This is a genomic window from Streptomyces sp. NPDC020875, from assembly GCF_040641415.1.
Taxonomy (GTDB): domain Bacteria; phylum Actinomycetota; class Actinomycetes; order Streptomycetales; family Streptomycetaceae; genus Streptomyces.
Map to the genome: position 1 here is coordinate 44,581 of NZ_JBFADP010000001.1, position 26,309 is coordinate 70,889.

23 protein-coding genes are annotated in these 26,309 nt (G+C 74.6%); 8 read left to right on the forward strand and 15 right to left on the reverse strand.

The annotated features are described in order from the left end of the window. Positions 1-199 precede the first annotated feature (199 nt). Positions 200-802: a CGNR zinc finger domain-containing protein gene (locus AB0G74_RS00255; RefSeq protein WP_361138938.1), complete on the forward strand. Its 603-nt coding sequence runs from the start codon at positions 200-202 to the stop codon at positions 800-802. 76 nt (positions 803-878) lie between these two features. Here AB0G74_RS00255 and AB0G74_RS00260 read toward each other — a convergent pair whose 3' ends face one another. Continuing rightward, positions 879-2,333 carry a PLP-dependent aminotransferase family protein gene (locus tag AB0G74_RS00260; RefSeq protein WP_361138475.1) on the reverse strand — a complete coding sequence of 485 codons (1,455 nt, stop codon included), beginning with the start codon at positions 2,331-2,333 and terminating at the stop codon, positions 879-881. Here AB0G74_RS00260 and AB0G74_RS00265 point away from each other — a divergent pair. Beyond that, complete coding sequence (locus AB0G74_RS00265; protein ID WP_361138478.1) at positions 2,332-3,312, forward strand: DMT family transporter; 981 nt, start codon at positions 2,332-2,334, stop codon at positions 3,310-3,312. The genes AB0G74_RS00260 and AB0G74_RS00265 overlap by 2 nt on opposite strands. A 185-nt stretch (positions 3,313-3,497) precedes the next feature. Then, a complete protein-coding gene (locus tag AB0G74_RS00270; protein ID WP_361138479.1) occupies positions 3,498-3,695 on the forward strand; it encodes a DUF1918 domain-containing protein in 198 nt (65 codons plus the stop codon). Between the two features lie 142 nt (positions 3,696-3,837). On the opposite strand, the gene AB0G74_RS00275 is transcribed toward AB0G74_RS00270, so the two are convergent. Next, positions 3,838-5,088 (reverse strand): family 10 glycosylhydrolase, encoded by a 1,251-nt coding sequence (locus AB0G74_RS00275; RefSeq protein WP_361138482.1) that lies wholly within the window; start codon positions 5,086-5,088, stop codon positions 3,838-3,840. 210 nt (positions 5,089-5,298) lie between these two features. On the opposite strand from AB0G74_RS00275, the gene AB0G74_RS00280 reads away from it, so the two are divergent. Continuing rightward, positions 5,299-6,159, forward strand: coding sequence for a 3-hydroxybutyryl-CoA dehydrogenase (locus AB0G74_RS00280; RefSeq protein ID WP_361138484.1), 861 nt, complete (start codon positions 5,299-5,301; stop codon positions 6,157-6,159). Between the two features lie 275 nt (positions 6,160-6,434). Here the strand turns inward: AB0G74_RS00280 and AB0G74_RS00285 are convergent, their stop codons facing one another. From AB0G74_RS00285 to AB0G74_RS00295, 3 genes are all read right to left on the reverse strand, one after another. Then, entirely contained in the window at positions 6,435-6,965 is a 531-nt protein-coding gene (locus AB0G74_RS00285; protein ID WP_361138486.1) for an NUDIX hydrolase, read from the reverse strand. A gap of 143 nt (positions 6,966-7,108) precedes the next feature. Next, positions 7,109-8,449 carry a transcriptional regulator gene (locus tag AB0G74_RS00290; RefSeq protein ID WP_361138489.1) on the reverse strand — a complete coding sequence of 447 codons (1,341 nt, stop codon included), beginning with the start codon at positions 8,447-8,449 and terminating at the stop codon, positions 7,109-7,111. Between the two features lie 382 nt (positions 8,450-8,831). Further along, a complete protein-coding gene (locus tag AB0G74_RS00295) occupies positions 8,832-10,076 on the reverse strand; it encodes a PP2C family protein-serine/threonine phosphatase (RefSeq protein ID WP_361138491.1) in 1,245 nt (414 codons plus the stop codon). A 713-nt stretch (positions 10,077-10,789) separates the two neighbouring features. Between AB0G74_RS00295 and AB0G74_RS00300 the strand changes: the two genes are divergently transcribed. Then, entirely contained in the window at positions 10,790-11,296 is a 507-nt protein-coding gene (locus AB0G74_RS00300) for an NUDIX domain-containing protein (protein ID WP_361138494.1), read from the forward strand. Positions 11,297-11,420: 124 nt separating this feature from the next. On the opposite strand, the gene pheT is transcribed toward AB0G74_RS00300, so the two are convergent. The 7 genes from pheT to infC form a co-directional block, all read right to left on the reverse strand. Then, positions 11,421-13,949, reverse strand: a complete 2,529-nt coding sequence (gene pheT, locus AB0G74_RS00305) for a phenylalanine--tRNA ligase subunit beta (protein WP_361138497.1) — start codon at positions 13,947-13,949, stop codon at positions 11,421-11,423. Next, positions 13,949-15,079 carry a phenylalanine--tRNA ligase subunit alpha gene (gene pheS, locus AB0G74_RS00310; RefSeq protein WP_361138500.1) on the reverse strand — a complete coding sequence of 377 codons (1,131 nt, stop codon included), beginning with the start codon at positions 15,077-15,079 and terminating at the stop codon, positions 13,949-13,951. Before pheS ends, pheT begins: the two co-directional genes overlap by 1 nt. Before the next feature lie 197 nt (positions 15,080-15,276). Beyond that, a complete protein-coding gene (locus tag AB0G74_RS00315; protein ID WP_361138503.1) occupies positions 15,277-16,401 on the reverse strand; it encodes an ATP-binding protein in 1,125 nt (374 codons plus the stop codon). A 187-nt stretch (positions 16,402-16,588) separates the two neighbouring features. Further along, entirely contained in the window at positions 16,589-17,413 is an 825-nt protein-coding gene (locus AB0G74_RS00320) for an RNA methyltransferase (RefSeq protein WP_361138506.1), read from the reverse strand. 256 nt (positions 17,414-17,669) lie between these two features. Next, on the reverse strand, positions 17,670-18,056 hold the full coding sequence (gene rplT / locus AB0G74_RS00325) for a 50S ribosomal protein L20 (RefSeq protein WP_358827461.1): 387 nt from the start codon (positions 18,054-18,056) through the stop codon (positions 17,670-17,672). A gap of 127 nt (positions 18,057-18,183) precedes the next feature. Further along, the gene (gene rpmI / locus AB0G74_RS00330) at positions 18,184-18,378 is read right to left on the reverse strand and encodes a 50S ribosomal protein L35 (protein WP_003959822.1); all 195 of its coding nucleotides are present in this window, start codon (positions 18,376-18,378) and stop codon (positions 18,184-18,186) included. Positions 18,379-18,502: 124 nt separating this feature from the next. Continuing rightward, positions 18,503-19,144: a translation initiation factor IF-3 gene (gene infC, locus AB0G74_RS00335; RefSeq protein ID WP_361138941.1), complete on the reverse strand. Its 642-nt coding sequence runs from the start codon at positions 19,142-19,144 to the stop codon at positions 18,503-18,505. A gap of 375 nt (positions 19,145-19,519) precedes the next feature. Here infC and AB0G74_RS00340 point away from each other — a divergent pair, with 375 nt between their 5' ends. Then, a complete protein-coding gene (locus AB0G74_RS00340) occupies positions 19,520-19,912 on the forward strand; it encodes a DUF1844 domain-containing protein (RefSeq protein ID WP_361138509.1) in 393 nt (130 codons plus the stop codon). A gap of 139 nt (positions 19,913-20,051) precedes the next feature. Here the strand turns inward: AB0G74_RS00340 and AB0G74_RS00345 are convergent, their stop codons facing one another. Beyond that, positions 20,052-20,786: an SseB family protein gene (locus tag AB0G74_RS00345; RefSeq protein ID WP_361138512.1), complete on the reverse strand. Its 735-nt coding sequence runs from the start codon at positions 20,784-20,786 to the stop codon at positions 20,052-20,054. Between the two features lie 69 nt (positions 20,787-20,855). On the opposite strand from AB0G74_RS00345, the gene AB0G74_RS00350 reads away from it, so the two are divergent. Next, positions 20,856-21,506: a serine hydrolase gene (locus AB0G74_RS00350; protein WP_361138514.1), complete on the forward strand. Its 651-nt coding sequence runs from the start codon at positions 20,856-20,858 to the stop codon at positions 21,504-21,506. A gap of 8 nt (positions 21,507-21,514) precedes the next feature. Here the strand turns inward: AB0G74_RS00350 and mycP are convergent, their stop codons facing one another. Together mycP and AB0G74_RS00360 are read right to left on the reverse strand one after the other, a co-directional pair. Further along, the gene (gene mycP, locus AB0G74_RS00355; protein WP_361138943.1) at positions 21,515-22,630 is read right to left on the reverse strand and encodes a type VII secretion-associated serine protease mycosin; all 1,116 of its coding nucleotides are present in this window, start codon (positions 22,628-22,630) and stop codon (positions 21,515-21,517) included. A 143-nt stretch (positions 22,631-22,773) separates the two neighbouring features. Continuing rightward, the gene (locus tag AB0G74_RS00360) at positions 22,774-23,655 is read right to left on the reverse strand and encodes a hypothetical protein (protein WP_361138516.1); all 882 of its coding nucleotides are present in this window, start codon (positions 23,653-23,655) and stop codon (positions 22,774-22,776) included. A 1,419-nt stretch (positions 23,656-25,074) separates the two neighbouring features. On the opposite strand from AB0G74_RS00360, the gene AB0G74_RS00365 reads away from it, so the two are divergent. Then, complete coding sequence (locus tag AB0G74_RS00365) at positions 25,075-26,277, forward strand: amino acid deaminase/aldolase (protein ID WP_361138518.1); 1,203 nt, start codon at positions 25,075-25,077, stop codon at positions 26,275-26,277. The last annotated feature ends 32 nt before the right edge of the window (positions 26,278-26,309 follow it).

Genomic DNA, 26,309 nt, shown 5'->3' on the forward strand with positions numbered 1-26,309 from the left:
TTCACCAGATGCGTTACATGCGCTACGGTCGCCCCATGGTGGTTCTCCCATGGCTCCGGTAGCCGGCTCCCGGTCCGGCGGCGGTCACGGCCCCCGCCGGGTGTCGTCCGCGCCGACACCCGTATCGACGTCGGCGGGCGAGGCCGCGGGCCAGGGGGCCGAGCGGGCCGAGCGGGCCGAATGGTCGGCCCGGCACTCCGTGGCTGCGGTCGCGGCACGGACGGCGGCTCTGGTCAACGCTCTCAACGGCCCCGGCGATCCGGTGGCCGACGAGATCGCGGCCGTCCTGCGCGACCACGGCGAGCAGGTGGCCGACGGGCTGTCGGCCCGGGACGTGGCGGAGCTGCGGGAGGCCGCGGGGCGGCTGCGGGAGGTCTTCACCGCGCCGGACGCCGACCGGGCCGCGGAGCGGGTGAACGCGCTGCTGGCCCGCTGCGCGGGGCCCCTGCGGCTGACGTCGCACGGCGGCGTCTCACCGTGGCATCCGCATCTCGACAGCCATGACGACGCGCCGTGGGGCGAGTGGCTGCTGGCCTCGTCCTGTCTGGCCCTGACCGTACTGATCTGGGATCGCCAGCGCCCGCCGGGCGGGGTGTGCGCGTCCCCGGCGTGCGGCCGGGTCTTCCTGACCCTGGGCAGTGGTCCCGTACGACGCTACTGCTCTCGGCGGTGCGCGACCCGCGAGCGGGTGGCGGCGCACCGGCGCGCCCGGCGGGACGGGACACCGGAGGGCGTCGGCGGTGGCGGTGGTAGCGATGGAGCGGGGAACGGGACGGCCCGGCGGCGCCGGGGATCCGCGTAGGAGGTCCGGGGGCAGTCCCCGGGGTGGATGACAGGACCGCCCGGCGCGGCCGTACCGCCCCCGGTGCTCGCCGGATTCAGCCGCGGAGGGCGCGCGGGGTACGGATCTCGTCGTACGCGGTACGCAGCCTGCGGGCGCCTTCGACCAGGTCCGCCGGGTCCGCGACCGCCGCGAAGCTCAGCCGCAGCGCGCCCGCCGGGGGTTCGGCGGAGTAGTACGGCCGCCCCGCCGCGATCGCCGCTCCGGCGCGCAGGGCCGCGGCGTGCAGGGCGGCCTCGTCGGTGCCGTCGGGCAGCCGGAGCCACAGGTGGTGGCCGCCGTACGGGACCGTCGGCAGGACCAGTTCGGGCAGGTTCCCGGCGACGGCGGCCGCGAGCGTGTCGCGGCGGTTCCTCAGCGCGGCGGCGACGGTCCGCAGATGCCGGTGCCAGGCCGGTGAGCCGACGAGTTCGAGGGCGGCCTCCTGGAGGGGCCGGGGGACGAAGAAGCTCTCCACGACATGGATGGCCCGGAGCCGGTCGAGGACGGGGCCGCGGGCCGCGAGGGCGCCGACCCGCAGGCTCGGTGAGCAGATCTTCGTCAGCGACCCGACATGGACGACGACGCCGTCGGGGTCGTCGGCGGCCAGCGGGCGGGGCAGCGGGGGCGCGTCGTCGTGGCCGAGCCGCCGGGCGAAGTCGTCCTCGACGACGAACGCCCCGGCGGCCCTGGCGATCCTCAGCACCTCGGGCCGCCGGCCGGCCGCGAGCACCGCGCCGGTGGGGTTCTGGAAGAGGGGCTGGCAGACGAGGACCCGGGCGCCGGTGGCCTCGAAGGCGGCGGCGAGCAGTTCCGTCCGTACGCCGTCCGCGTCGACGGGGACCGGTACGGGGCGCAGTCCGGCTGCCCGGGCGACGGCGAGGAGACCGGGGTAGGTCGGGGACTCGACGAGGACCGGCGCGCCGGGCGGGGCGAGGGCGCGCAGGGCCGTGGTCAGGGCGGGCTGGCCGCCCGCGGTGATCAGGACATCGGCCGCGGTGACCGTCGGGCCGATGCCCCGGGCGAACCACTCCCGCAGTTCGGGGAGCCCTTCGACGGGCGGGCGCCCCCATGCGCCGGGGCGCCGCCCGGCGCGGGCGAGGGCGGCCGACAGGGCGCGTTCGGGCTGGAGTCCGGGATGGAGATAGCCGCCGTTGAGTTCCACGACACCCGCCGGGGGCGCGGCGAGGGTGGCGAGCACACCGGAGGCGTCGACGGTACGCGGTACGGAGTCGGCGGTCGCCGCGGCGCTCAGGCTGACCTCCTGCCACGAGGTGTCACCGGCGGGCGCCGCCGCCGGGCGCCGTTCGGCCCGGAAGGCCCCGGCGCCGGGACGGGTGACGACCAGCCCTTCGGCGGCGAGCTGCGCGAGTGCGCGGGTGACCGTCACCGGGGAGACGTGATACCGCTCGACCAGGACCCGGCTCGATGGCAGCTTTCCACCAGGAGAGTAGCGGATCAGCTCATCACGGAGCTTTTCCGCGAGATCGCCGACACTGCTACGCTCATTCATGAGAGCACAGAATAGCGCTACCGCTGATTCGCCGATAGCGGTCGGCGGACCGTCCGCCGGGGAAGCGGCCCGCGCCACCGACGCCGGTACCGCCCGCCTGCTGAGTTCCCGTACAGCACGTACGGCCCGCACGGGGACGGCGCTTGCGGCGCTGGGTGTCGTCGCCTTCTCCCTCACCTTCCCTTCGACCGTCTGGGGTCTGCGGTCCTTCGGCCCCTGGTCGCTGGTCTCCCTGCGCGCCGTCATAGCCGCCGTCGTCGCGGGCGGGCTGCTGCTGGCCCTGCGGGTCCCGCCGCCGGACCGCCGTCACTGGGGCTCGTTGCTGGTGGTCGCCGGGGGCGTGGTGGTGGGCTTTCCGCTGCTGACGACGCTCGCGCTGCGCTCGTCGACGACCTCTCACGCGGCCGTGGTGGTGGGGCTGTTGCCGCTGACGACCGCGGTCTTCGCCGCCGTCCGTACCGGTCGCCGCCCGTCGCGGACGTTCTGGCTGGCGGCCCTGACCGGGGCCGCGGTGGTGATCGCGTTCACGGTGTCGGAGAGCGGCGGCGCTCTCCAGGGCGCCGATCTGTATCTCTTCGGCGCCCTGCTGGTGTGCGCCGCCGGATACACCGAGGGCGGCCGGCTGGCGGCGGTGCTGCCGGGCTGGCAGGTGATCGGCTGGGCGCTGGTGCTCTGTCTGCCGTTCGCCGTCGCGGGATCGGCCGCGGCACTGGCGTACGAGCCGGTCCGGCTGACGGCGCAGGGGGTGACCGGGCTGATCTGGGTGGCCTGCGGCTCCACGTTCTTCGGTCTGTACGTCTGGTACCGGGGCATGGCCGCGATCGGCATCCCCCGGGCGAGCCAGTTGCAGCTGGCCCAGCCGCTGCTGACGCTGGTCTGGTCGGTCGCGCTGCTGGGCGAGGAGCTGTCACCCGCCGCCCCGGTGGCGGCGGTGGGCGTCCTGGTGTGCATCGCGGTCACGCAGCGGGCGCGCGGCTGACGGGCGGGGGTGGGGCGGGACCCGGAGACGGCCACCGGAGGGACGGTACGGGGCGGGGCCCGCGCCCACCCCCTGTACCGCCGGACGCGCCTCCGCCCCCGTACCCGCCGGAAGGTGTGGTTCCGGGCCCGGCCGTAGACTCGGAAGCACACGGACCACCCCCGCCTTCGAGGAGGTCACTCCCGATGCGAGCACGTGTTGGCGACAAGCTGCTGGTACACGGCAGGACCGTGGGCCATCACGACCGGGTCGCCGAGGTCGTGGAGGTCCACGGCGAGGACGGCGGGCCGCCCTACCGCGTCCGGTTCGAGGACGACGGCCACGAGACGGTGATGTCCCCCGGGCCCGACTCGGTCGTCCGGCCGCACGAACCCGCCGCCTGACCCCCGGACCACTCCCCCGCGCCGGTGCGGCACCTTCCGCCCCGGCGGCGGTTCGGCACGGCCCCGCACGACCGCAGCCGGAGCCGGTACCCGCGTACGGTCGCCCGACACGGACACCGCTACCGCCTCGCCGTCACCACCGCTACGGCGTCGGTACCCGGGTCGGATAGTGGTCCGCCACCACCCGCGCCATGGCCCCGTTGCGGTCCGCCCCGACCTCCTTCGCCGAGAAGAAGCAGTGGCCCCGCACCCGCCCGTACTTCCCGGCGAGCGTCAGATGCCGGGACAGCTCCCCCGGGTCCTGCCAGGGCGCGCCCTGGGCCGGGTCGCCCGCCTTGTAGAGCGCCTCGCCGATGTAGAGCTGGACGTCCGTCCCCTTGACCAGCGTGTTCCACCAGGGCACGAGCTTGGCGTAGTCGGCGGCGGCGTAGCCGATGTTCCAGTAGATCTGCGGGACGACATAGTCGATCCAGCCCTGCTGGACCCAGGTCCGGGTGTCGGCGTGCAGATCATCGTAGGTCTCGATCCCGGCGCGGGTGTCGGAGCCGCGCGGGTCGGTGGTGGCGTTGCGCCAGACCGCGAACGGGCTGACGCCGAAGGCGACACCGGCCCTGGTGGACTTGATCCGCCGGGACATCTCCCGGATGAGCCGGTCGATGTTGTCGCGCCGCCAGGCGGCCTTGTCGGTGAAGCCGGTGCCGTACCGGGCGAAGGTGGCGTCGTCCCCGAAGGTCTGCCCGGCCACCGGGTAGGGGTAGAAGTAGTCGTCGAAGTGGACGCCGTCGACGGGGTAGCGCCGGACCGCGTCGATCATGGCGTTCTGGACGAAGGCGCGGACCTCGGGGACCCCCGGGTCGTAGTAGAGCTTGCCGCCGTAGGGCAGGACCCAGCCGGGGTTGCGGCGGGCCGGGTGGTTCTCGGCGAGCCGGGTGACATCGGTGCTGGTGGCGACGCGGTACGGGTTGAACCAGGCGTGCAGCTCCAGTCCCCGCCGGTGGGCCTCGGTGACGGCGGTACCGAGCGGGTCCCAGCCGGGGTCGCGGCCCTGGGTCCCGGTCAGATAGCGGGACCAGGGTTCGTAGGGCGACGGCCAGAAGGCGTCCGCGGCGGGCCTGACCTGGAAGACAACCGCGTTGAGCCGGCGGGCGGCGGCGGTGTCGAGCTGGGCGATCAGTTCGGCCCGCTGCCGTTCGGCGGTCAGTCCGGCGGCGGACGGCCAGTCCCGGTTGGTGATCGTCGCCAGCCACATGCCGCGGAACTCGGCCGCCTCGGCCCGGCTCCCCCCGGCCGGGCCGGGTGCCGTCCGGGGTACGGCCGCGGCGTCGCCCGCGGTCGCCAGTCCGGTGACCGCTCCGGCCGCCGCCATGAACCCTCTTCTGGTGATGTGCGCCATGGGTATCTTCTCCGCTCCGGCCGCAGCGATACGCCCCGGTCCGTTCAGATCTGTCCGGCTCCGTCCGGCCGCTGACCGTGACGGCGCCCACCCTTCCCCGATCATCGTGCCCGGGATGATCCGGAGTACCGTCGTACGGTCGAGGCGGGCGCCGGAACCATACGGGGAATCCCGCACAAAAGCAGCGAAAGGCACGAGGTGACGGAGTCAATGGCCGACATTGCACGCGTCGGAGTGGTGGGCTGTGGCCAGATGGGCGCGGGCATCGCGGAGGTGTGCGCCCGCAGCGGGCTGGAGGTGAGGGTCGCCGAGACCACCGGCGAGGCGCTGGAACTGGGCCGGACCCGGCTGAACAACTCCCTCACCAAGGCCGCCGAGCGGGGCAAGATCTCCGAGGAGGAGCGGGACGCGGCGCTCGGCCGGCTGAGCTTCACCACCGACCTCGGCGAGTTCGCCGACCGCGATCTGGTGATCGAGGCGGTGGTCGAAAACGAGCAGGTGAAGACGGAGATCTTCCAGGTACTCGACCAGGTCGTGACCCGTCCGGACGCGATCCTGGCCTCCAACACCTCGTCGATCCCGCTGGTGAAGCTGGCGGTGGCGACGTCCCGGCCGGACCAGGTCATCGGAATCCACTTCTTCAACCCGGCCCCGGTCCAGAAGCTGGTGGAGCTGATCCCGGCGCTGACCACCTCCGAGGAGACGGTGAAGCGGTCCGAGGCCATGGTGGAGCAGGTACTGGGCAAGCACGCGATCCACGCCCAGGACCGTTCGGGCTTCGTGGTGAACGCGCTGCTCATCCCCTATCTGCTGTCGGCGATCCGGATGTTCGAGTCGGGCATCGCCAGCCGTGAGGACATCGACAACGGCATGGAGCTGGGGTGCGCGCACCCGATGGGCCCGCTGAAGCTGGCGGATCTGATCGGCCTCGACACGGTGGCGTCCGTGGCCGACTCGATGTACGCGGAATTCAAGGAGCCGTTGTACGCCGCTCCCCCGCTGCTCCAGCGGATGGTGGACGCGGGGCGGCTCGGCCGGAAGACCGGGTCGGGGTTCTACCCGTACAACTGATCCCGTACGGCCGGCGGTCCCGTACGACCGACCCGGACGACCGTCCCGGTACGGCTGCCGCATCCGTACGACCGAGTGGTACGGCTGTTCCTGTACGGCCGCTGATCCCGCGCGGCTGCCGGATGGGGTCGGGCGCCCTGCCGCCCGCCCCGGCCGGATGGTCCGGTTCACCGTGCCGCGGGCCCGGGGCGCGTACGCCGCCGTCCTCGCGGAAGTGGGGACCTTCCGGGGTCACCCGCGACGCCGCCGGTCCCGGCACCGGCGGCCACCGGGGCTCAGCCCAGCCGCATGTGATGCAGCATCAGCAGTCCGGCCGCCATGTTGGCGGCCGGGATCCGGCCCCGGGCGATGAGATCGGGGATCGCCTTCAGCGGCACCCACTCACGGCGTGAGGACTCGAAGTCGTCCTCGGGGTGGCCGATGTAGGTCGCGCCCTCCGCCCAGTACAGATGGTGCCGGGCGTCGATCAGGCCGTTGGCGGGTTCGACGGTGAGCAGATGGCGCAGGGGGCCCGGCCGCCAGCCGGTCTCCTCCTCCATCTCGCGGGCCGCCGCCGACTCGATGTCCTCGCCGTCCTCGACCACGCCCGCGGCCAGCTCCCAGCCCCAGCTGTCGGTGATGAAGCGGTGTCGCCAGAGCATGAGGACCTCGTTGTCCTCGTTGACGGCGGTCGCCACGGCGACGGCCCGGAGCCGGATGAGGAAGTGGTCGAGGTGCCGGCCGTCGGGGAGTCGGACATCGGCCAGATTGACCCGGAACCACCGGTTCTCATACACAGTTTGTTCGTTGAGATTCGTCCACTGCACAGTTCTGCCACCTTTCGGCCTGTAGGTGGCAACATCGCAGCAGTCGATCTTGTTCAACGGAATCGTCCACGGTCGTCGACCGGCCACGGTGACGCCGAACGGTCCGCATCCGTACGGGTCGGCGGACCCGCCGGGTCACCGGGTCACAACGGGACGCGCAGCGCCTCGTCGATCAGCCCCGCCGCCTCCTCCGCGTCGGCGCTGCCGCTGGCCAGCAGATGTTCCCGGACCTCCCGCAGCCGGTCCCGCAGCCGCTGGGACTCCATCCCCCTCACCCGTTCCGTCATCTCCGCGGCCGTGGCCGCCGCCCGGTCCGCCTCGCCCTGGCGCAGTTCGATCCGGCAGAGCATCGCCAGCCGGTGCACCCGGCCCCGGTCGTGGGCGGGCGTCCCGGCCGCCGCCGAGGCGTGCTCCCGGGCGGCGGCCAGATCGCCGAGGCTCAGCAGCGCCTCCGCCGCCTGTACGTTGACCAGGCCCGGCTGGACGTAGCCGGTCTCGTCGGGCTCGTCCCCCAGATGGATCCGTTCGGCCTCCGTCTCGGCCCGCCGGATGCAGCGGACCGCCGAGGCGTCGTCGCCGAGATGGGCGTACGCCTTGGCCTGCATCGCGTAGAGATCGGCGGAGAGCGCGGGGGTGATCTGCCCGCCCGCGGTCCGCAGGGCGGCCTCCGCGAAGGCGACGGCCTGCCGGTGCTCGGAGAGGAAGAGCGACTGATTGACCAGCAGGGCGATCACATAGGCGCCGAGTCCCCGGTCACCGCTGGCCTTGGCGAGCCGGAGCGCCTGGTGGAAGTAGCGCTGGGCGAGACCGTGGGCGTCGGAGTCGTAGGCGCAGATCCCGGCGACCGCGACCAGTCCGCCGGTGGCGCGGTGGAGCTGCCGTCCGAGGGCGTCGTTGTACGAACCCCGCAGCAGGGGCGCCGTCTCGGTGTTGAGGAAGCCGACGATCCTGGCCCGGGTCGCGACACCGCCCGCCCGGCGGTACATCAGCTCGTAGTGCGCGCGGGCGGCCCGCAGCATGGCGACGTCGGCCATGGAGACCCGGGTCAGTCCGGAGCGGGACACATCGCCGTCCTCCGGCGGGTTCTCCCACTCCCAGACCGGGATCACCGCCGGGGTGCCGGTGACGGCGGGGGCGTCGATGACATGCCGCCGCTGCTGTTCGTCGGAGCGCCAGAGGGCGGTCGCGCGGTCCACGAATCCGGAGAGGGGGGTGTCGGGCGGGGCGGTCCCGGCGCCGTCCACCCCGAGGCCGATATCGCCGAGGGTCAGAGTGCGGCGCAGCCGCCCCGCGAGTACCTCGCAGATCAGATCGGGGACCTGGCCCCGGGGGCGCTGGCCCTTGAGCCAGCGCGCGACGGCGGTGTGCTCGTAGCGCAGGGTCAATCCCCTGGCCAGGCCCGCCTGGTTGACCCGGGCGGCGAGGCCCGCGTGGGAGATGCCCGACTCGTCGAGCAGGGCGTCGAGCAGGGTGTTCGGCTGCATGCGGGCGCTCCGGGGGCTCGGTCAGCTCAGCGTAGTCGACGGCGGGTTCACACGGGGTGTGAACGGAACGCCAGGAGCGGGGCGCCGTGCGCGCTGCCGTGGCCGGGCCGGGGCGGCTTGACTGAGATGCCTCTCAAGGAGGCGGCCGGACCGCCGGCTCCCCCTCGTACAGTGCGGCGGTCCTCCACCGCGCCGTCCGCCCTGCCGATCTGCCCGACACTCCGCGGCAGGGCGGGCGGCGCCGGCCGTACGGGCAGCCCTCGGAGGGTGACCTTCGCAGCGTGCGGCCGACTGGGCCCGTCCCGCCAGCCGGACGGGCCCAGGTCCGTGCCCAGGACCGGAACCCCACGGGCCCGGAGGTTCATCGAACGTACGGGCCCGGCTACTGGCGGGAGGGTTCCCGGCGGCGGCCCGGGGCGGGCGTCCGGGGCTGCTCGGGATGGTCGTTGCGGAGCATCAACAGGGCCACGTCGTCGCCGGGCCGGCCGCCGGTGTGGCGCAGCAGCGCCGACTCGACCGAGGCGAGCACGGCGGCGGGCGGGACGGACGGCGCCGCCGATACCCGGTCGAGGACGGCCTGGAGGGCGAAGAACCGGCCCCGGGCGTCGCGCGCCTCGGCCGCGCCGTCCGTGTGCAGCAGCAGGCCCTCGCCCGGGGCCAGTCCCTCGCAGAGGTACGGATCGAGCCGGGCCGGGAGGGGGAAGGGGCCGAGCGGCGGCAGCGGTTCGGCGGTGGCCAGCGGCCGGACACCGCCGGGGCCGAGCCGGTAGGGCCACGGGTGGCCGCAGTTGAGGGCCCGTACGCTCCGGGTCGGGCCGTCGCCCAGTTCCAGCAGCAGTACGGTGACGAACTCCTCGGCGGGCCAGCCCTCCGGGTCCGGCTCGCCGACGGCGGCGGTTCCGTCCCCGCCCGGTTCGGCGCCGTGGGCGCTCGCCCCGGGTTCACCGCGTTCGTCCCGGATCCGTCCGGCGCTCTCGTCGCGGGCGCGTTCGCGCAGATGGCGCTGGACGGCCCGGTCCAGCCGCCGCAGCACGCCCCCGAGGTCGGGTTCGTCGTACGCGGCCTCCCGGAAGCTGCCGAGGACGGCCGCGACCGACCCGATGGCGGGCAGACCGTGACCTCGTACGTCGCCGATGACGGCACGCACCCCGTAGGGCGTGGCCACGATCTCGTAGAGGTCGCCGCCGACGGTCGCGCCCCGGCTGGCGGAGAGCTGGCCCGCCGCGATCGAGAGCCCGTCGAGGCGGGCGGGCGGCGGGCGCAGCAGGACGCGCTGGGTGGCGTGGGCCACCGCGCGGGCCCGGCGCAGTTCGCGGCGGAGCCGTCGCCGGCCCCGGAGGAGTAACGCGGTGCCGATGGTCCCGGCGGCGAGCAGGACGAGACCCGCGAAGATCCGTTCGCCCCGGCTCTCCGGGTGGTCGTGGGGCAGTACGACCCGGCCGATCAGGGCGGCGGCACCGCAGGCGAGGGGGAGGAAGAGGGTGAGCAGCCGACGGCGCAGGGGGCGGCGGCAGGACGGCTCGGTCCTGGGGTTCGTCCCGGTTCCGCGTCGGAGCACCCGGGACGGGACGGCCCGGATACCGCGAAACGGGGCCGGGACGCGGTGCTCGGAAGTGCTGCGGTTCATGCCGATGGTCCCCTCATAGGCCCTGCCCGGCGCACCGGCCGCGCCCCCGGCCGTGGACACGGGATCCCGCCCGGCCCCGGCCGGACGGCGCTCCTGTGCGAACACGGCCTCGTCCGTGACCGCGGGGCGGAACCCGCGCGGCCCCGGAACGGGCGGGGCGGGGGACTGTACAGCCATGGCCAACGGCCGCGTCGATTGTGTCGATCGCGCGGGCGGGATGGGAACAGCCTCCCCCGTTCTCACTCGAACGAGCGAATCGCCGTCGGGAGCGACGGCGGCGCCTCGGGGAGCATACGACGTGTACCCGCCCTCGAACACCATGTTCATGACGTGCCGTCACGATCATTCCCCGCGCGGGGGAACGGAACGCCCGGGCGGCGGATCCCGGACGCCCCCGCCCCGCTCTCCGCGACTGCCGCGCACCGCAGGTGGCGGCTGCCGGGACCGTGTGCCGGGGCGGGTTGTCCGTACGGTGCGGGGGCGGTTCCGGGGCCGTACGACACCGGTCCCTCCGGATCCCCGACCGGGCTCGGGTCCTCGAACACGGACGCCGGGGGCGGGTGTTCGGTGCGTGCGCGGCGGACCGCGCGGCCCTACCGACCGGGGTCCCGCCGTCCCCGCGTACGGTACGACCGGCCGCCGGGCGGGGTTCGACCGAACCGTCCCGGGGGCGCGGGAGGCGTCCCGGCCAGGAGACGGCTTAGGCTGCTGCGATGTCCGAACCCGACGAGGTCGTCCGCCGGTCCGCCCGAGTGCTGCTCTTCGACGGGCGGCACCGTCTGCTGCTGCTGAGATTCCGGCTCGACCCCGACGACCCCGGTACCGGGTTCGGCTGGTCCACACCCGGCGGCGGTGTCGAGGACGGGGAGACCCTCGCCGGGGCCGCGGCCCGCGAATTGTGCGAGGAGACCGGTCTCTCGGTACCGCCGGAGGCGCTGGGCTCGCCGGTGGCGTACACCTCCGGATACGCGGACCTCGGCTGGGCCTCGGGGGTGTTCCGGGACGACTTCTTCCTGCTCCGGGTCGGGACCCATCGGGTGGACATCGGCGGGCAGCGGGCGGACGAGCTGCGGTATCACGCCGGGCACCGCTGGTGGACCCGGGATGAGCTGGCGGACGGGGACGAGATCGTCTACCCGTACGGCCTCCCGGCGCTGACGGCCGGTCTGATCGCCGGGCGAATCCCCGCCGAGCCGGTCCGGCTGCCCTGGCACCACTGACCACCGGTCCCACCGGGCGGGGGTGCCGCGGGTATCAGCCGCGCGGGGCCCGTGCGGTCCCGGAAACGCTCCGGCCCCCGGAACCGATGGGTTCCGGGGGCCGGAGGCGAGCCGGTCGGACCGGTCAGACGCCGCGGAGGACCGCGCCCGCCGCGTCGGCGGCAGCGGCGATCGCCGCCTCACGGGCGGCCGTGGCCTCCTCGACGGTCAGCGTCCGGTCGGGGGCGCGGAACCGCAGCGCGTACGCCAGCGACTTCTTCCCCTCCCCGATCTGCTCACCGGTGAAGACGTCGAACAGCCGGATGGACTCCAGCAGTTCACCCGCGCCCACGGCGAGGGCGTGCTCGACGAAGGCCGCGGGCACCTCGGCGTCGACCACCAGGGCCACGTCCTGGGTGGCGACCGGGAAGGACGAGATCCGCGGTGCGGTGACCGCGCCCTCGCCCGCCCGGCGGACCAGGTCCAGGTTCAGCTCCATGGCGCAGGTACGGGCGGGCAGCCCGAACGCCTTGACCACCCGGGGGTGCAGTTCGCCCGCGTGGCCGACGAGGGTCTTCGCCCCGTCGATCACGACGAAGAGTCCGGCGCACCGGCCGGGGTGCCAGGGGCCGTACCGGGCCTGCTCGACGGCCAGTTCGGCACCGGCCTCACCGGCGACGGTACGGGCCGCCTCGACGGCGTCCGCCCAGTCGGCCGGGCGGCCCTTGCCCCACCAGCCGGACTGCTCACGGGCGCCCGCGAGCACCACGGCGGCGTGCCGGGGCTGCTCGGGCAGGGCCGCGTCGAGTGCGGCGAGCTGCTCGTCGGCCGGGCGCCGGTCGACGGGCAGGGCGGGGGCCCGCCGGTCCCCGGCGGCCGGGTGGAAGACCAGACCGGTCTCGAAGAGGGCCAGGTCGTGGCTGCCCCGGCCGTCGTTGCGGCGGAGGGCGGCCAGCAGTCCGGGCAGCAGCGTCGTCCGCAGCGCCGGCTCCTCGTCGGAGAGCGGGTTGACGAGGGTGACGAGCCGGCGGGCCGGGTCGTCGGCCGCCAGGTCGAGCTTGTCGAGGACCTGCTCACCGATGAACGGGTAGTTCGGCGCCTCGACATAACCGGCTCCGGCCAGTGCCCGGCCGACCCGGCGGTGCAGCCGCTGCCGGTCGGTCAGCCCCCGGCCGGAGGCGGGCCTGGGCAGCGTCGAGGGAAGGTTCTCGTACCCCTCCAGCCGCATGACCTCCTCGGCCAGGTCGTTGGGCGCGGCCAGGTCGGGGCGCCACGACGGGGCGGTGACGATCAGCTCGTCCTGCCCGTAGACGTCGCAGCCGACCTCCTGGAGGCGGCGGACGACGGTCTCCCGGCCGTAGGCGACCCCGGCCACCCGGTCGGGATGGTCGGCGCGCATGGTGACCGTACGGGGCGCGGAGGGCGCGATGACCTCGGTGACACCCGGCTCGGCGGTGCCCCCGGCGAGGAGGACCAGCAGATCGACGGTCCGCTGCGCGGCGGCGGCGCCCGCCAGCGGGTCGACACCCCGCTCGAAGCGGCGGGACGCCTCCGACGACAGCTTGTGGCGGCGGGCGGTCCTGGCGATGGAGACGGGGTCGAAGTGGGCGGCCTCGATCACCACGTCGGTGGTGCCGCGGACCTGCCCGGTCTCCGGGTCGGTGACCGCGTCGGCGATCTCCGTGTGGGCACCGCCCATCACGCCCGCGAGCCCGATGGGGCCGCGGCTGTCGGTGATGACGAGGTCCTCGGCGTCGAGCACCCGGTGGGCGCCGTCGAGGGTGGTCAGCTTCTCCCCGGGCTCGGCCCGGCGGACCCCGATCGGGCCCTCGATCAGGGACCGGTCGTAGGCGTGCAGCGGCTGGCCCAGCTCCAGCATCACGTAGTTGGTGATGTCGACCGCGAGGGAGATCGGGCGCATGCCCGCCTTCTGGAGGCGGCGGCGGAGCCAGATCGGGGAGCGCGCCTCGGGGTCGAGGCCGGTGACGGTGCGGGCGGTGAAGCGGTCGCAGCCGACGGGGTCGGCGACCTGGACGGGGTAGCCCCGGCCGTTGGGGCCGGGGACGTCCAGCAGCGCCGGGTCGCGCAGCGGCAGCCCGTAGGCGGTGGCGGTCTCGCGGGCGACACCGCGCAGCGACAGGGCGTAGCCGCGGTCGGGGGTGACGGCGATGTCGAGGACCTCGTCGAAGAGCCCCAGCAGCTCGATCGCGTCGGTGCCGGGCTCGTACTCCGGCGGGAGGACGATGATGCCGTCGCTGCCGTCGTCGCCCATGCCCAGCTCGCCCGAGGAGCAGATCATGCCGCGGGACATCCGGCCGTACGTCTTGCGCTCGGCGATCTTGAAACCGCCGGGCAGCTCGGCGCCGGGGAGGACCACGACGACCTTGTCGCCGATGGCGAAGTTACGGGCGCCGCAGATGATCTCCTGCGGTTCGCCCGTACCGTTGGCGGCCCCGACGGCGACCATGCAGTGCCGGATGGGCTTCTTGAACTCGGTCAGCTCCTCGATCGACAGCACCTCGCCGACGACCAGGGGGCCGGTGAGACCGGCGCCGAGCCGTTCGACGGTCTCGACCTCCAGTCCGGCCGCGATCAGCTTCCGCTGTACGTCACGGCCGGTCTCCGTCGCCGGCAGGTCGACGTACTCCCGCAGCCAGGAAAGCGGGACCCGCATCAGATCTCCATCCCGAACGGCCGGGTGAACCGGATGTCACCCTCGACCATGTCTCGCATGTCTTCGACGTTGTGGCGGAACATCAGCATCCGCTCGATGCCGAACCCGAAGGCGAATCCGCTGTACTTCTCGGGGTCGACCCCGCAGGCCACCAGCACCTTGGGGTTGACCATGCCGCAGCCGCCCAGCTCGATCCAGCCTTCGCTGGAGCAGGTACGGCAGGGGCGGTCAGGGTTGCCGACGGACTCGCCGCGGCAGACGTAGCAGACCATGTCCATCTCGGCGGACGGCTCGGTGAAGGGGAAGAAGTTCGGCCGCAGCCGGGTCTTCATGCCCTCGCCGCCGAACAGCTCCCGGACCATGTGGTCGAGGGTGCCCTTGAGGTCCGCCATGGTCAGGCCCTCGTCGATGGCGAGCAGCTCGACCTGGTGGAAGACGGGGGTGTGGGTGGCGTCCAGCTCGTCGGTGCGGTAGACGCGGCCGGGGCAGATCACGTAGACCGGCGGCTCGCGGTCGAGGAGGGAGCGGATCTGCACCGGGGAGGTGTGGGTGCGCAGTACGACCCCGGAGCCCTCTGTGTCCTTGGTGTCACCGCCCCGGACGAAGAACGTGTCGGCCTCGCCGCGCGCGGGGTGGTCGGGGCCGATGTTGAGCGCGTCGAAGTTGAACCACTCGGCCTCGGCCTCGGGGCCCTCGGCGACCTCGTAGCCCATGGCGACGAAGACGTCCTCGATCCGCTCCGAGAGGGTCGTGATCGGGTGGCGGGCGCCCGCCGGGATCCGGTCGTACGGCAGTGTGACGTCCACCGCCTCCTCGACCAGGACCCGGGCGTCGCGCTCGGCCTCCAGTTCGGTCTGGCGGGCGGCGAGGGCCTTGTTCACGGCGCCGCGCGCCTGGCCGACCCGCTTGCCCGCCTCGGCCTTGGCCTGCGGGGGGAGCGCGCCGATCTCCCGGTTGGCGAGTGCGAGCGGCGAGGTGCCACCGGTGTGCGCGACCTTGGCGTGGGCGAGCGCTTCGAGGTCGCCCGCGGCGGCGAAGGCGGCGATCGCCTCGTCCCGCATGCGCTCGATCTCTTCCGGTTTCAGTGCCTCGACCTCGACAGGGTCGTACGACTTGTTGGGTGCCGACATCTCTTCCCGTGTTTCCGGTTGGCTTGGTGGGCGCGGCCCCGCTCGGCGACGACGGACGACGGACGCAGCCGAAGGACGCAGAGGTGCCAATGGCTGAGTCTAAAGGGTCGGAAACCGGCGGCGGGGCGCCCGCCCGCTGGCGGGGTACGTCCCGGGCCCGGCGGGGCCGGGCCTGCGGTGGTGGCCCGAGGGCGGCCTCAGCTCAGATGAGCGGGTGCGCCGACGGGCAGGATAAATCGGAACTCGGCACCGCCGCCGGGCCCCCGGCCGACGGTGATCGTGCCGCTGTGGGCCTCGACGATGCCCTTGACGATATAGAGGCCGAGACCGGTGCCGCCGCGTTTGCTGCCGCGCCAGAAGCGGGTGAAGACGCGGGCCATCGACTCCTCGGGGATGCCGGGGCCCTCGTCGGTCACGGTGACCGCCGTCCCTTCCTCGTCGTCGTGGCGCGCCGCGGTCGGCGCTACGTCGATAGTGACGGTTCCGGCGCCGTGGCGCACCGCGTTTTCCAGCAGGTTGGCGAGCACCTGGTCGACCTTGTCGGGGTCGGCCCAGAGATCGGGCAGCCCCGGGTGGATCCGAACGGCGAACCGGTCGGGGCGCTGACCGCTGGCTATGTGGGCCTGGACGTGCCGGGCGACGGCGGCGGCGATGTCGACAGGCTGACGGCGGACCTCCAGCCGGCCGGAGTCGATCCGGGAGATGTCGAGGAGTTCGGCGATCAGCCGGGTGACGCGGTCGGCGTCGGCGTCGACGGTCTCCAGCATCAGCCGCTTCTGGTCGTCGGTGAACCGCTCCCACTTGGCGAGCAGGGTGGCGGTGAAGCCCTTGACCGAGGTCAGCGGGGAGCGCAGCTCATGGGCGACGGTGGCGATCAGTTCGGCGTGGCTGCGTTCGGTCCGGCGCCGGGCCTCGGTGCCGCGCAGGCTGACGACGAGGCGGCGCAGCGGGCCCTTGGGGTACTCGCGGACGTAGCGGGCGGAGACCAAGACCTCGCGCCCGCCGGGGAGCAGCAGATTGCGCTCGGGCTGGCCGACCCGGGTGGCGAGTCCGCCGTACGGGTCGGTCAGCGGCCACCAGCGGCGGCCCTTGAGGTCCTCCAGCGGCAGGGCCCGCTCCAGCGGGAGCCCGATGGCCTCGGCGCGGGGGGTGGCGGTGATCCGTACGGCGGCGGCGTTGAAGCAGACGACCCGGCCGTGCTCGTCGGCGACGACCAGCCCGTCCGGGAGGTCGTCGGGGTCGACGGCCAGGGCCTCGGGATTGGTGGAAGCGCACAGGAACGTCCCGTGCGTCTCCGCGAGCCTGCTGGTCCCGACCGCCATACCCGTAACCCCCACCTCTCCCGGGCGCCGCAGTGGGTACCCGGGCCCGTCACCCTACTAGCTCAAGGTGACGGTCCGGACCCCCTGCGCGAGTGCGCCCCCTGTACCACCCCTCCAACAGCCCCGCGCCCCGGAGTCACGGCCGCCCGGCCGTCCTTTCGGATCAGGCCGTCCGTAAGAGACGGGCCTAGGCGCGCTGGGCGCGGGCGGAGGCGTAGAGGCAGACCGCGGCGGCCGTGGCCAGGTTCAGGCTTTCGGCGCGGCCGTGGATGGGGACCCGGATGACGGCGTCGGCCAGGGCGCGGGTCTCCTCGGGCAGGCCCCATGCCTCGTTGCCGAAGATCCAGGCGGTGGGGCCGCCCATGGTCCCGGCGTCGAGTTCGGTGTCCAGGTCGTCCCCGGCGCCGTCGGCGGCGACGACCCTTACCCCGGCGGCCCGCAGCTCGGCCACGGCCCGTTCGACGGGCACGCCGACGGCGACCGGCAGATGGAAGTGGGAGCCGACGGAGGCCCGGACCGCCTTCGGGTTGTAGAGGTCGACGGAGGCGTCGGTGAGGACCACGGCATCGGCTCCGGCGGCGTCGGCGCAGCGGAGTACGGTGCCCGCGTTCCCGGGGTCGCGGACATTGGCCAGTACGGCGACCAGCCGGGGGCGGGCGGCGACGATCGTGTCGAAGGGGGCGTCGAGGAAGCGGCAGACGCCGACCAGCCCCTGGGGGGTGACGGTGGTGGAGATGTCCGCGATCACGGTCTCGTCGGCGAGGTGCACCCGGGCGTCGGCGGCGTGGGCGGCTTCGACGATGTCCGCGTAGCGTTCGGCGGCCTCGGGGGTGGCGAAGAGTTCGGTGAGCGTCGGTTCCCCGGCGGGTGTGCGGTGTCCGGCGGCCTCCCGGACGGCCTGGGGTCCCTCGGCGAGGAACAGCCGCTCCTTGCCGCGGAAGTTCCGCCGGGCCAGCCGCCGGGCGGCGGCGACGCGCGGGGAGCGCGGGGAGATGGTCTCGGGGGCGGCCATGGGCTCACTTTCCGGGGGACGGGTCGCCGCGGCGGCTGACGCGCTGTACGCGGTCCGCGCGAGGGACACGGTGATCGGGAGACGGACACGCACGACGGCCCCGGGGCGGGCGGGCCCGCCGGACCGGGGACGGCGTGGACGCACACGGACCCGCAGGCCACAGGGCCTGCGGGTCCGGGATGCTGCGGCGGACGTCATCGGGGCGCGCGCACGGGCGCTCCGGTGACGATCACGCGGCGATCGGCGTCGCCGTCGCTCAGGCAGCGGCCTTCGGCGCGTTGACGTCGGCCGGCAGCGCCTTCTGCGCGGCCTCGACCAGCGCGGCGAACGCGTTGGCGTCGTTGACGGCCAGCTCGGCCAGGATCTTGCGGTCCACCTCGATGTTGGCGGCCTTCAGACCCTGGATGAGGCGGTTGTACGTCATCCCGTTCTGGCGGGCGGCGGCGTTGATCCGCTGGATCCACAGCTGACGGAAGTCGCCCTTGCGCTTCTTCCGGTCGTTGTAGTTGTAGACCAGGGAGTGGGTGACCTGCTCCTTGGCCTTGCGGTACAGGCGCGAACGCTGACCGCGGTAGCCGCTGGCCTGCTCGAGGATCGCCCGGCGCTTCTTGTGGGCGTTGACTGCCCGCTTGACGCGTGCCACTTGTTAACTCCTTGTAGCGGGGTCGTGCGTGCGGCGGCACGACCCGAATTCGTATAGGTCCCGGTCCCGACGTCGGCTCCCCGTCCTCACCCCCGTCATGACGGGTCCCCGGAGGCGGGGTGCGACATCACTTGCCGAGAAGCTTCTTGATCTTCTTGGCGTCGCCGGGAGCCATCTCGGCGTTGCCGGTGAGGCGGCGCGTCAGCGTCGACGGCTTGTGCTCGAGCAGGTGGCGCTTGCCGGCGCGCTCACGGAGCACCTTGCCGGAGCCGGTGATCTTGAAGCGCTTCTTGGAACCGCTGTGCGTCTTGTTCTTCGGCATCGCGCCGTATCTCCTCGTCAGTGGCGCTCTCCCCCGGTGCGCGGGCACCGGGCACGCGGGAGCGTCCAGTTCGTCTTGTCAGTCCGGGAAGCGGACCCGGGGCGCCGTCGGGCTGCCCCGGGGCTCATCCCTCGGCGGGCGTCTCGGCCGGAGCCTCGGCCTCGTCGGCCGGAGCCTCGTCGGCCGGAGCCTTCGGGTCCCGACCCGCCTTGCGTGCGGCCTGGGCCTCACGCGCCTCGGCCATGGCCTCGGTCTTCTTCTTGTGCGGCCCGAGAACCATGATCATGTTCCGGCCGTCCTGCTTCGGGTTCGACTCGATGAAGCCGAGGTCCTCGACGTCGGACGCGAGCCTCTGGAGCAGTCGGTAGCCCAGCTCGGGGCGGGACTGCTCACGACCACGGAACATAATCGTGATCTTGACCTTGTCGCCCTGCTTGAGGAACCGGACGACATGACCCTTCTTGGTGTCGTAGTCGTGCGGGTCGATCTTCGGCCGGAGCTTCATCTCCTTGATGACCGTGTGCGCCTGGTTCTTGCGCGCCTCACGGGCCTTCATGGCCGACTCGTACTTGAACTTCCCGTAGTCCATGAGCTTGCACACGGGCGGCCGGGCGTTCGCCGCGACCTCGACCAGGTCGAGGTCGTACTCCTGAGCGAGCTCGAGGGCCTTGGCGAGCGGGACGATGCCCACCTGTTCGCCGCTGGGACCGACAAGCCGCACTTCGGGAACGCGAATCCGGTCGTTGATGCGGGGCTCGGCGCTGATGGATCCTCCTCGGTAGCACCGCGCGGCCGACTGGCAGACAGCCGCGAGACGTCTTTATGGGTGACCAACCGCGCAGGAGCAGAAAAAATGCCCCGGACGGGACACAGGCGGCAGCTCCTCGAATACCGGAGCACCGCCGCGAACGGTCGCGGGGCGCACATCGGGCGGCTCCATCGTCCGTACGGAACGATGGTGACCACCTGACCGGTGACCCGCCGCTCCGGGGAGCGGCCAGGTGGGAGATCGGAGCCTCCACTTGTGGGCCGGGCACAGGAGTGTCCGGCCGGTCGTCACACAAAGATATCAGCTCCGGCGGGGACCGGCTAACCGGTGGCCCCGGCGGGGCGGCCGGGAGCGGGGCATATCGTGGGCGTCATGAGTGACGCGACCCCTGTTCCCGGCTCCGCCGCCCCCGGCGAGTCTTCTCCCGAATCGCCCGACTTCGACGCCATGGCCCGCGACATCGCTGAGGTGCCCGCCGTCGAGGTGATCGTCACGGTCGCGGTCAACCTGATGAGCGCCGCCGCCGTGAAGCTGGGCCTCACCGAGGAGGGCGACCGGTACAAGGACCTGGACGAGGCGCGGAAGCTGGTGCACGCCCTGGCCGGGCTGCTGGACGCGAGCACCACGGAGATCAGTTCCTTCCACGCGGCGCCGCTGCGCGACGGTCTGAAGTCGCTCCAGCTCGCCTTCCGCGAGGCGTCCCTGGTCCCGGACCAGCCGGGGCAGGGTCCGGGCGAGAAGTACACGGGACCGGTCTACGGCTAGAGATTCCCGGCCGGGCCTCCCGGCCGGGCCTCCCGGCCGACCGTCGCGTACGCCCCCGGAGGGCTTCCTTCCGGGGGCGTACGGCTGTCCGGGGCGGAACCGGGGGCGTACGGGCGCGCCGGGGTGGGGCCGGGCGGGCTCAGGCGCGGGCGTAGAACGGTTCGCCGGGCGGGGTGGCCCCGGCGGGCAGCAGTGCCAGGTCGAGGCCCCGGACCAGCCGGGCCCGGAGGGCTTCGTGGCCCGCGACGGCCCGGGCGACCCGGCCCGCCGCCTCGGCCGGTACCGCGTCGTCGGCGAGGACGAGGGCGAGGGTTCCGTCGGTGCCGTCGCCGGGCAGCAGATGGACCCGGAGTACCGCGGGCTCGGCCGCCATCACCTCTCGTACCGCCGCGATGACGGCCGGGTCGGCCAGCGGGTCGGCCGTGGTCCGGCCCTCCGCGGCGGCCAGCAGCGCCGCGCCGCTGAGCTGGTACGGCACCGGTCCGGCCAGATCGAGGACGAGGGTGTCCGCCTTCTCGTGGGCGAGGGCCTGGAGCGCCTGGTGGAGCGGTACGGCGACGGGCCGGGCCGAGGGGTCCCAGCGGGCCATGCTCTCCATCGAGGTGAACGCGGGCAGCGCCCGCCGGTCCCCCGCGGTGAGCGTCGGTACGGCCATCTCGCTGGTCTTCTCGCGCCGCAGCCCGTTCTCGTCGGTCTCGACCTCGCCCAGGACGGCGACGACGGGTACCAGCAGCCGCGCGCCGGTGAGGGCGGCGAGTACGGGGCCGTGCGCCGTCCGGTCCCCGGCCCAGGCCGCGAGCGCCGCGGTGAGCTGCGGGTCGGCGGAGCCGTCGTCGTCGGAGAAGCCGGAGTCCGGGATGTTCTTGAGCGCCACGTACCGAGCCTAGTTCCCGCGCGCCGGGGCCCTGCCCCGGGGTACCCCGGCCGCCCTAGTCTGGCGCGCATGGGTACGGGGACAGGGACGGGGACGGGCGAGGGCACGGGGGTGCGGCTGTCGGTGGTGGCCGCCGGGGCCGGGGACGATGTCCCGTACGGAGCGGGCGGCGGGCCGGACTTCCCGGCGGCGAGCGTCGTGAAGGTCGCGATCCTGGCCGCGCTGCTGCGGCGCGGGCCCGAGCCGGACGCCCGGCAGCGGGCCCGGGCACGGGCGATGATCCTGCGCAGCGACAACGACGCGGCGACGGACCTGTGGCGGGTGCTCGGGGGCGCCGGAGCGCTGGACGAGGCGTGTGCGGAGTGGGGGCTGACGGAAACGTACGCCGATCCGGCCTGGGGTCTCACCCGGACCACCGCCCGGGACCAGCTGACCCTGCTGCGGACGGTGTTCCGCGAGCCCCGGTACGCGTATCTCCGGCGTCTGATGGGGCAGGTCGTCCCGGACCAGGCGTGGGGGGTGTCGGCGGCGGGCCCGGAGCGGGCGGCGCTGAAGAACGGCTGGATGCCGATGCGGGCGACCGGGCTGTGGGTGGTGCATTCGGTCGGGCGGGTCGGCGGGCGGTTCGTGGCGGTGCTGTCGGACGGCCATCCGTCGAAGGAGGCGGGGATCGCCCGGGTCGAGGAGGCGGCCCGGCGGGCGGTACGCGGCCTCGGCTGACCGGGCGGTCAGAGGCTCCGGGGGCGGATGCCGCGCCACAGTACGACCGCGATCGCCAGGACCAGCGCGCCCACTCCCCCGACCAGCGGGGCGAGCCAGCCGGCCGGGCGCGGCTCCGGTTCCTCGGGCTGCGGTCCCGGCCCGAAGTGCCTTCCGGCATAGCCCGCCGTGGCCGACTTGGGGTCGCCGGGGCGGAGCGATCCGGCCGCCTCGATCGCGGCGGCGGGGTCGACGGTGCCGTAGCCGCGGGAGTCGTCCCGGCCGGAATCGGGCCGGTCCCGGGCGGTGTCGATGAGGAGCCGCTTGATCTGTGCCGGGGTGAGATCGCCGTGGGCGGAGCGGACCAGGGCGACCGCGCCGGAGACGAACGCGGCAGCGGCGCTCGTTCCCCAGCCTTCGTAGTACTTACGGTCCGGGTCCGGTATGACGATATCCACGCCGGGTGCGGAGACGGTGGCGTACCAGCGCCGGGTGGAGAAGGAGGCCCGGTTGCCGAACCGGTCGACGGCGGTGACGGCGATGACACCGGGGTAGGCGGCGGGGTACGAGATCCGGTCGCCCTTCTCCCCGCCGTTCCCGGCCGAGGCGACGACGACGGCCCCCTTGGCGAGGGCGTACTGGACGGCGGCGTCCTCACCGGGTTCGGGGTGGGCGGACTCGCTGTCGTCGCCGAGGGAGAGGTTGATGACGTCGGCGCCCTGGTCGGCGGCCCACCGGATGCCCTGGGCGAGGGCCGTGCCACGCGATTTCCGGGCCTTCTCGCGGGCCCGGTCGCCGCCTTCCAGGATGACCCGGACGGGCAGGATCCTGGCCTCGGGGGCGATGCCCATGACACCGGACTCGTTGCCGAAGCCCCGCCCGTGGGCGGCGATGATCCCGGCCATGGCCGTGCCGTGCCGGGCCCAGGCGCGATCGCCCCGGACGGCGCCGAAGCCGATGAAGTCCTTGCCGGGCAGGACGTTCTCCCGCAGATCGGGGTGCTGGTCGTCGACGCCGGTGTCGAGGACGGCGACGGTGATGCCCGCGCCCTTGGTGGTCCGCCACGCCTCGTCGGTGTTGAGCGCTTCGAGGCCCCACTGCTGGACCCTTATGTTGTCGGCCCTGGCGGGCACGGCGGGCAGCAGGGCGAACGAGGCGGCGGCGGCGAGCGCGAGCGCGCGGTGGCGGCGCCGCCGGTTCCGGGCCTGGCGGGCGGAACGGGCCGGATGGGCCGCCGCGCCGGATCGCTCGGTCCGGCCGCCGGTCGGGGCCGGAGTCGGATTCGGGGTCACTTCGCCTCCTCCGATGGCGGGTCGAGCGCCGACCGCAGGGCCCGCTCGGCTCCGGTGGCGACACCGACGGCCTCATGGCCGAGTCCGGCCTGGGCGATCGGGGAGGTCGACTTGGCGTCCCGGGCGGTCGCGGCGGGCTGGGGTGCCTCGGGGATCCGGCCGTCGGCGAACCCGGAGACGGCGTAGACGACGACGGGCACGTCGGGGAGCACCCGCAGCGCCCAGCTGGCCCGCTGCCGGGGGCCGAACCGTTCGGCGACGGTGCCCCGGGCGCCGTAGGCACGGGGCATCAGATCGGGGCGTTCGTCGAGGCTCTGGGCGTCGACGCGCTGGGAGAGCGAGGCCATGTCGTGCTCGTCGGCGCCGGTGAAGACCAGGCCGACGGTGGTCACATGGGTGGAGGTGGCGTCGGTGTAGGTGGCCCGGACGACCCGGGCGCAGCCGGTCCTGGTCAGGGTGGCGGCCAGCTTCGGGTCGAGGGCGCTCGCGCAGTCGCCGTCGGGCGCCACGGCGATCCGGGTCCAGACCCGGTCGGCCTTGCCGGGCCCGGCCTTCTCGCCGCGCAGAGTCCTGGGGAAGAGGGCGTCGACGGGGGCGGTGTGCCAGAGCGTGTGGGCCCGGTCGTAGGCCGAGTCGTCCGCGCCGCCCGCCCCGGCGCCGCTGGTGAGGGCGCCCGCGGTGGCGGCCCCGCCGATGAGTCCGAGGCCGAGTACGGCGCAGACGACGGCGGCGACGGTCCGTACGGGCCGCCGGGCGGGTACGGGTCGCAGCCGGGTGGTGATCTCGGAGTACGTCTCGGGCGGGGGGGCGAAGGGGATCGGCCGAGCCGGTCGTACGGGATCGGGCGCCCGGCCGGGCGACGGGGGCGCGTCCGGCACGGCACGGGTTTCGGTACGGGTCCCGGGTCCACCGGCTCCGGGCACCCGGGCGGGGTGTACGGGCGGGGCGGGGGCGGACGCGGGCCGTGGGCGGGCGTCCGGGGCTGGGCGTACGGGGGCGGGCCCCGGGGCCCGCGCGGGGCGGGCGGGAGCGGTCGGCGGCGGAGGTACCGGCGCGGTGGGCCGTGCGGCGCGCGGCGGGGTTCCGGGCGGGGCCGCCGGGGCGGTCGGCTGTCCACCGGAACGGGCAGCCGGGGCGGTGGGCCGGTCGTTCCCGCCCGCACCGGGCCCGGGGGCGGCGACGGCGGGCGCGGGCCGGGAGGGCGCGGCGGTCGGTGTCCCGGCGGTCCCGGTGTCGCGGCGTGCCGGGGCGTCCGGCCTCGCGGCGGACGGCGGGGGCACCGCGGCGGGCCGGTCCGTCGACCTGGCGGTTCCGGACGGGCTCCGGGGGGCGGGGGGCCGTCCGGTGGTCCCGGACGGCGCGGCACCGGGAGCCGTGGAGCCGCCGGGTGCCGCGCCCCGTCGCGCGGGCGCGCCGTTCGTAGTGCCGGGGGCCGTGGGTGCCGTACGCGGGCCGTCGGCGGTGTTCGGCGCGGGGGGCGGCACCGGCGCGGGGGGCCGTACCGAGGACGCCTTCGATCCGGCGTCCGGCGCCGGGACGGGGCGTGGCGCGGTGGCCGGGGCGGGGGCCGTCGCCGGGCGGGGCGGCGGAACGGGGCCGGTCGCCGGGGCGGGCCGGGAGGGCGCGGCGGTCGGCGGAGCCGGGGGACGTATCGGGGCCGTCGTGGGACCGGTCGCGGGCGCGGGGCCGGTGGGCGGCGCGTCCGTCCGGGGCGGTGCCGTCGCCGCCCCCGGTGCGGGCGGGCGGACGGCGCGCGGCTCGGTTCCGGGCGCGGGGGCGGCGGGCGGACGGGGCGGGCCGGGCTCGGCGGAGCGGGGGTGGGGAGGGGTGGCGCGAAGTCGCGCGGTGGCGGGGTCGCGCGGGGGCTGGGTACGCAGGGGGCGGGTCGGCTCGTCCCGGCGGCGGGTGGTCGGCACGGGCGCGGGCGGGCGGCGCGCGGAGGGGTCCGTGGGGGCGCCGGACGGGCCCGTCGGGGCGGTGGGCGGCTGCTCGGGCCGGGGTGGCGGCAGTGCGTCCGTGAGCCGGGAGCGGGGGGCGGGCGGGGCGGCGTCCTCGGGGGCGGAGGCGGTCCGTCCGGCGGCGCCAGGTGTCTCCGTACTCATGCCGCCCCCGCTTTCCCGTACCCGTGCCGTCGTCGGATCGCCCCTCGCAGCATGCTTGTTCGTCTCCGCGCGTGCGTCACTCTACGGGGTGTCGCGGGCGGTCAGGGACCGGGAGCACGGGCCCGGCTCGGGAACGGCTGATCTGCCCCGATCGTCCCCCTACCCAGCGGTAATCGGGTCTGGCAGGCTCGGTCCATGACTCACCGCGCTGCAGACCGGGCCCGGTACGACCGGGCCACCGCCCAGCTCGATGCGCCGTTCGCCGTCGTCGATCTGGCGGCGTTCGACGCCAACGCGGCGGATCTGGTCCGCCGGGCGGGCGGCAAGCCGGTCCGGGTCGCCAGCAAGTCGGTCCGGTGCCGGGCGCTGCTGGAGCGGGTGCTGGCCCGGGACGGCTTCGCGGGGGTGATGTCGTTCACGCTCGCGGAGTCGGTCTGGCTGGCCCGGGCCGGGTTCCGGGACGTCCTGCTGGCGTATCCGTCGGTGGACCGGGCGGGCTTCGCCGAGCTGGCGGCCGATCCGAAGCTGGCGTCGGCGGTGACGGTACTGGTCGACGATCCGGCGCAGCTGGAGCTGATCGACGCGGCGCGGGCGGGCGGGGCGGAGGAGATCCGGGTCTGTCTGGAGCTGGACACGGCGCTGCGGCTGCTGGGCGGCCGGGTGCGGGTGGGGGCGCGGCGTTCCCCGCTGCGCACTCCGGAGCGGCTGGCGGAGCTGGCCCGTTCCGTGGCGCGGCGGCCGGGGTTCCGGCTGGTGGGCCTGATGGCGTACGAGGGGCATGTCGCGGGGGTCGGCGACGCGGTCGAGGGGTATCCGGTGGTGTCCCGGGGGATCCGGCTGATGCAGCGGGCGGCCCGGCGGCAGCTGGTGGAGCTGCGCGCGGAGGCGGTACGGGCGGTCCGCGCGGTGGTGCCGGACCTGGAGTTCGTCAACGGCGGCGGTACGGGCAGTGTGCAGCACACGGCGGCCGAGGACGCGGTGACGGAGGTCGCGGCGGGTTCGGGGCTGTATCTGCCGCGCCTGTTCGACCACTACTCGGCCTTCGAGGGGCGTCCGGCGGCGCTGTTCGCCCTGCCGGTGGTGCGCAGGCCGGGGGTGGGGGTGGTGACGGTGCTCGGCGGCGGCTATCCGGCGTCGGGGCCCGCGGGGCGGGACCGGCTGCCGGAGCCGTATCTGCCGCCGGGGCTGCGGTACGACCGGCGGGAGGCGGCGGGCGAGGTGCAGACTCCGCTGCTGGGCTCCCCGGCGGACGATCTGCTGATCGGCGACCGGGTGTGGTTCCGGCACGCCAAGGCCGGGGAGCTGTGCGAGCGGTTCGACGTGCTGCATCTGGTGGAGGGCGACCGGGTGGTGGGGTCGGTGCCGACGTACCGGGGCGAGGGGCGGACGTTCCTCTGACCTCTGACCCGCCCCGTCCCGTCCCGCCCCGT

What these genes read in the sequence shown, in the direction of transcription:
- AB0G74_RS00265 (WP_361138478.1), top strand. Translation starts at nt 2,332, where the DNA reads ATGAGAGCACAGAATAGCGCTACCGCTGATTCGCCGATAGCGGTCGGC.
- AB0G74_RS00260 (WP_361138475.1), bottom strand. Translation starts at nt 2,333, where the DNA reads ATGAATGAGCGTAGCAGTGTCGGCGATCTCGCGGAAAAGCTCCGTGAT.
- AB0G74_RS00270 (WP_361138479.1), top strand. Translation starts at nt 3,498, where the DNA reads ATGCGAGCACGTGTTGGCGACAAGCTGCTGGTACACGGCAGGACCGTG.
- AB0G74_RS00275 (WP_361138482.1), bottom strand. Translation starts at nt 5,088, where the DNA reads ATGGCGCACATCACCAGAAGAGGGTTCATGGCGGCGGCCGGAGCGGTC.
- AB0G74_RS00280 (WP_361138484.1), top strand. Translation starts at nt 5,299, where the DNA reads ATGGCCGACATTGCACGCGTCGGAGTGGTGGGCTGTGGCCAGATGGGC.
- AB0G74_RS00290 (WP_361138489.1), bottom strand. Translation starts at nt 8,449, where the DNA reads ATGCAGCCGAACACCCTGCTCGACGCCCTGCTCGACGAGTCGGGCATC.
- AB0G74_RS00295 (WP_361138491.1), bottom strand. Translation starts at nt 10,076, where the DNA reads ATGAACCGCAGCACTTCCGAGCACCGCGTCCCGGCCCCGTTTCGCGGT.
- AB0G74_RS00300 (WP_361138494.1), top strand. Translation starts at nt 10,790, where the DNA reads ATGTCCGAACCCGACGAGGTCGTCCGCCGGTCCGCCCGAGTGCTGCTC.
- pheT (WP_361138497.1), bottom strand. Translation starts at nt 13,949, where the DNA reads ATGCGGGTCCCGCTTTCCTGGCTGCGGGAGTACGTCGACCTGCCGGCG.
- pheS (WP_361138500.1), bottom strand. Translation starts at nt 15,079, where the DNA reads ATGTCGGCACCCAACAAGTCGTACGACCCTGTCGAGGTCGAGGCACTG.
- AB0G74_RS00315 (WP_361138503.1), bottom strand. Translation starts at nt 16,401, where the DNA reads ATGGCGGTCGGGACCAGCAGGCTCGCGGAGACGCACGGGACGTTCCTG.
- AB0G74_RS00320 (WP_361138506.1), bottom strand. Translation starts at nt 17,413, where the DNA reads ATGGCCGCCCCCGAGACCATCTCCCCGCGCTCCCCGCGCGTCGCCGCC.
- rpmI (WP_003959822.1), bottom strand. Translation starts at nt 18,378, where the DNA reads ATGCCGAAGAACAAGACGCACAGCGGTTCCAAGAAGCGCTTCAAGATC.
- AB0G74_RS00340 (WP_361138509.1), top strand. Translation starts at nt 19,520, where the DNA reads ATGAGTGACGCGACCCCTGTTCCCGGCTCCGCCGCCCCCGGCGAGTCT.
- AB0G74_RS00350 (WP_361138514.1), top strand. Translation starts at nt 20,856, where the DNA reads ATGGGTACGGGGACAGGGACGGGGACGGGCGAGGGCACGGGGGTGCGG.
- AB0G74_RS00365 (WP_361138518.1), top strand. Translation starts at nt 25,075, where the DNA reads ATGACTCACCGCGCTGCAGACCGGGCCCGGTACGACCGGGCCACCGCC.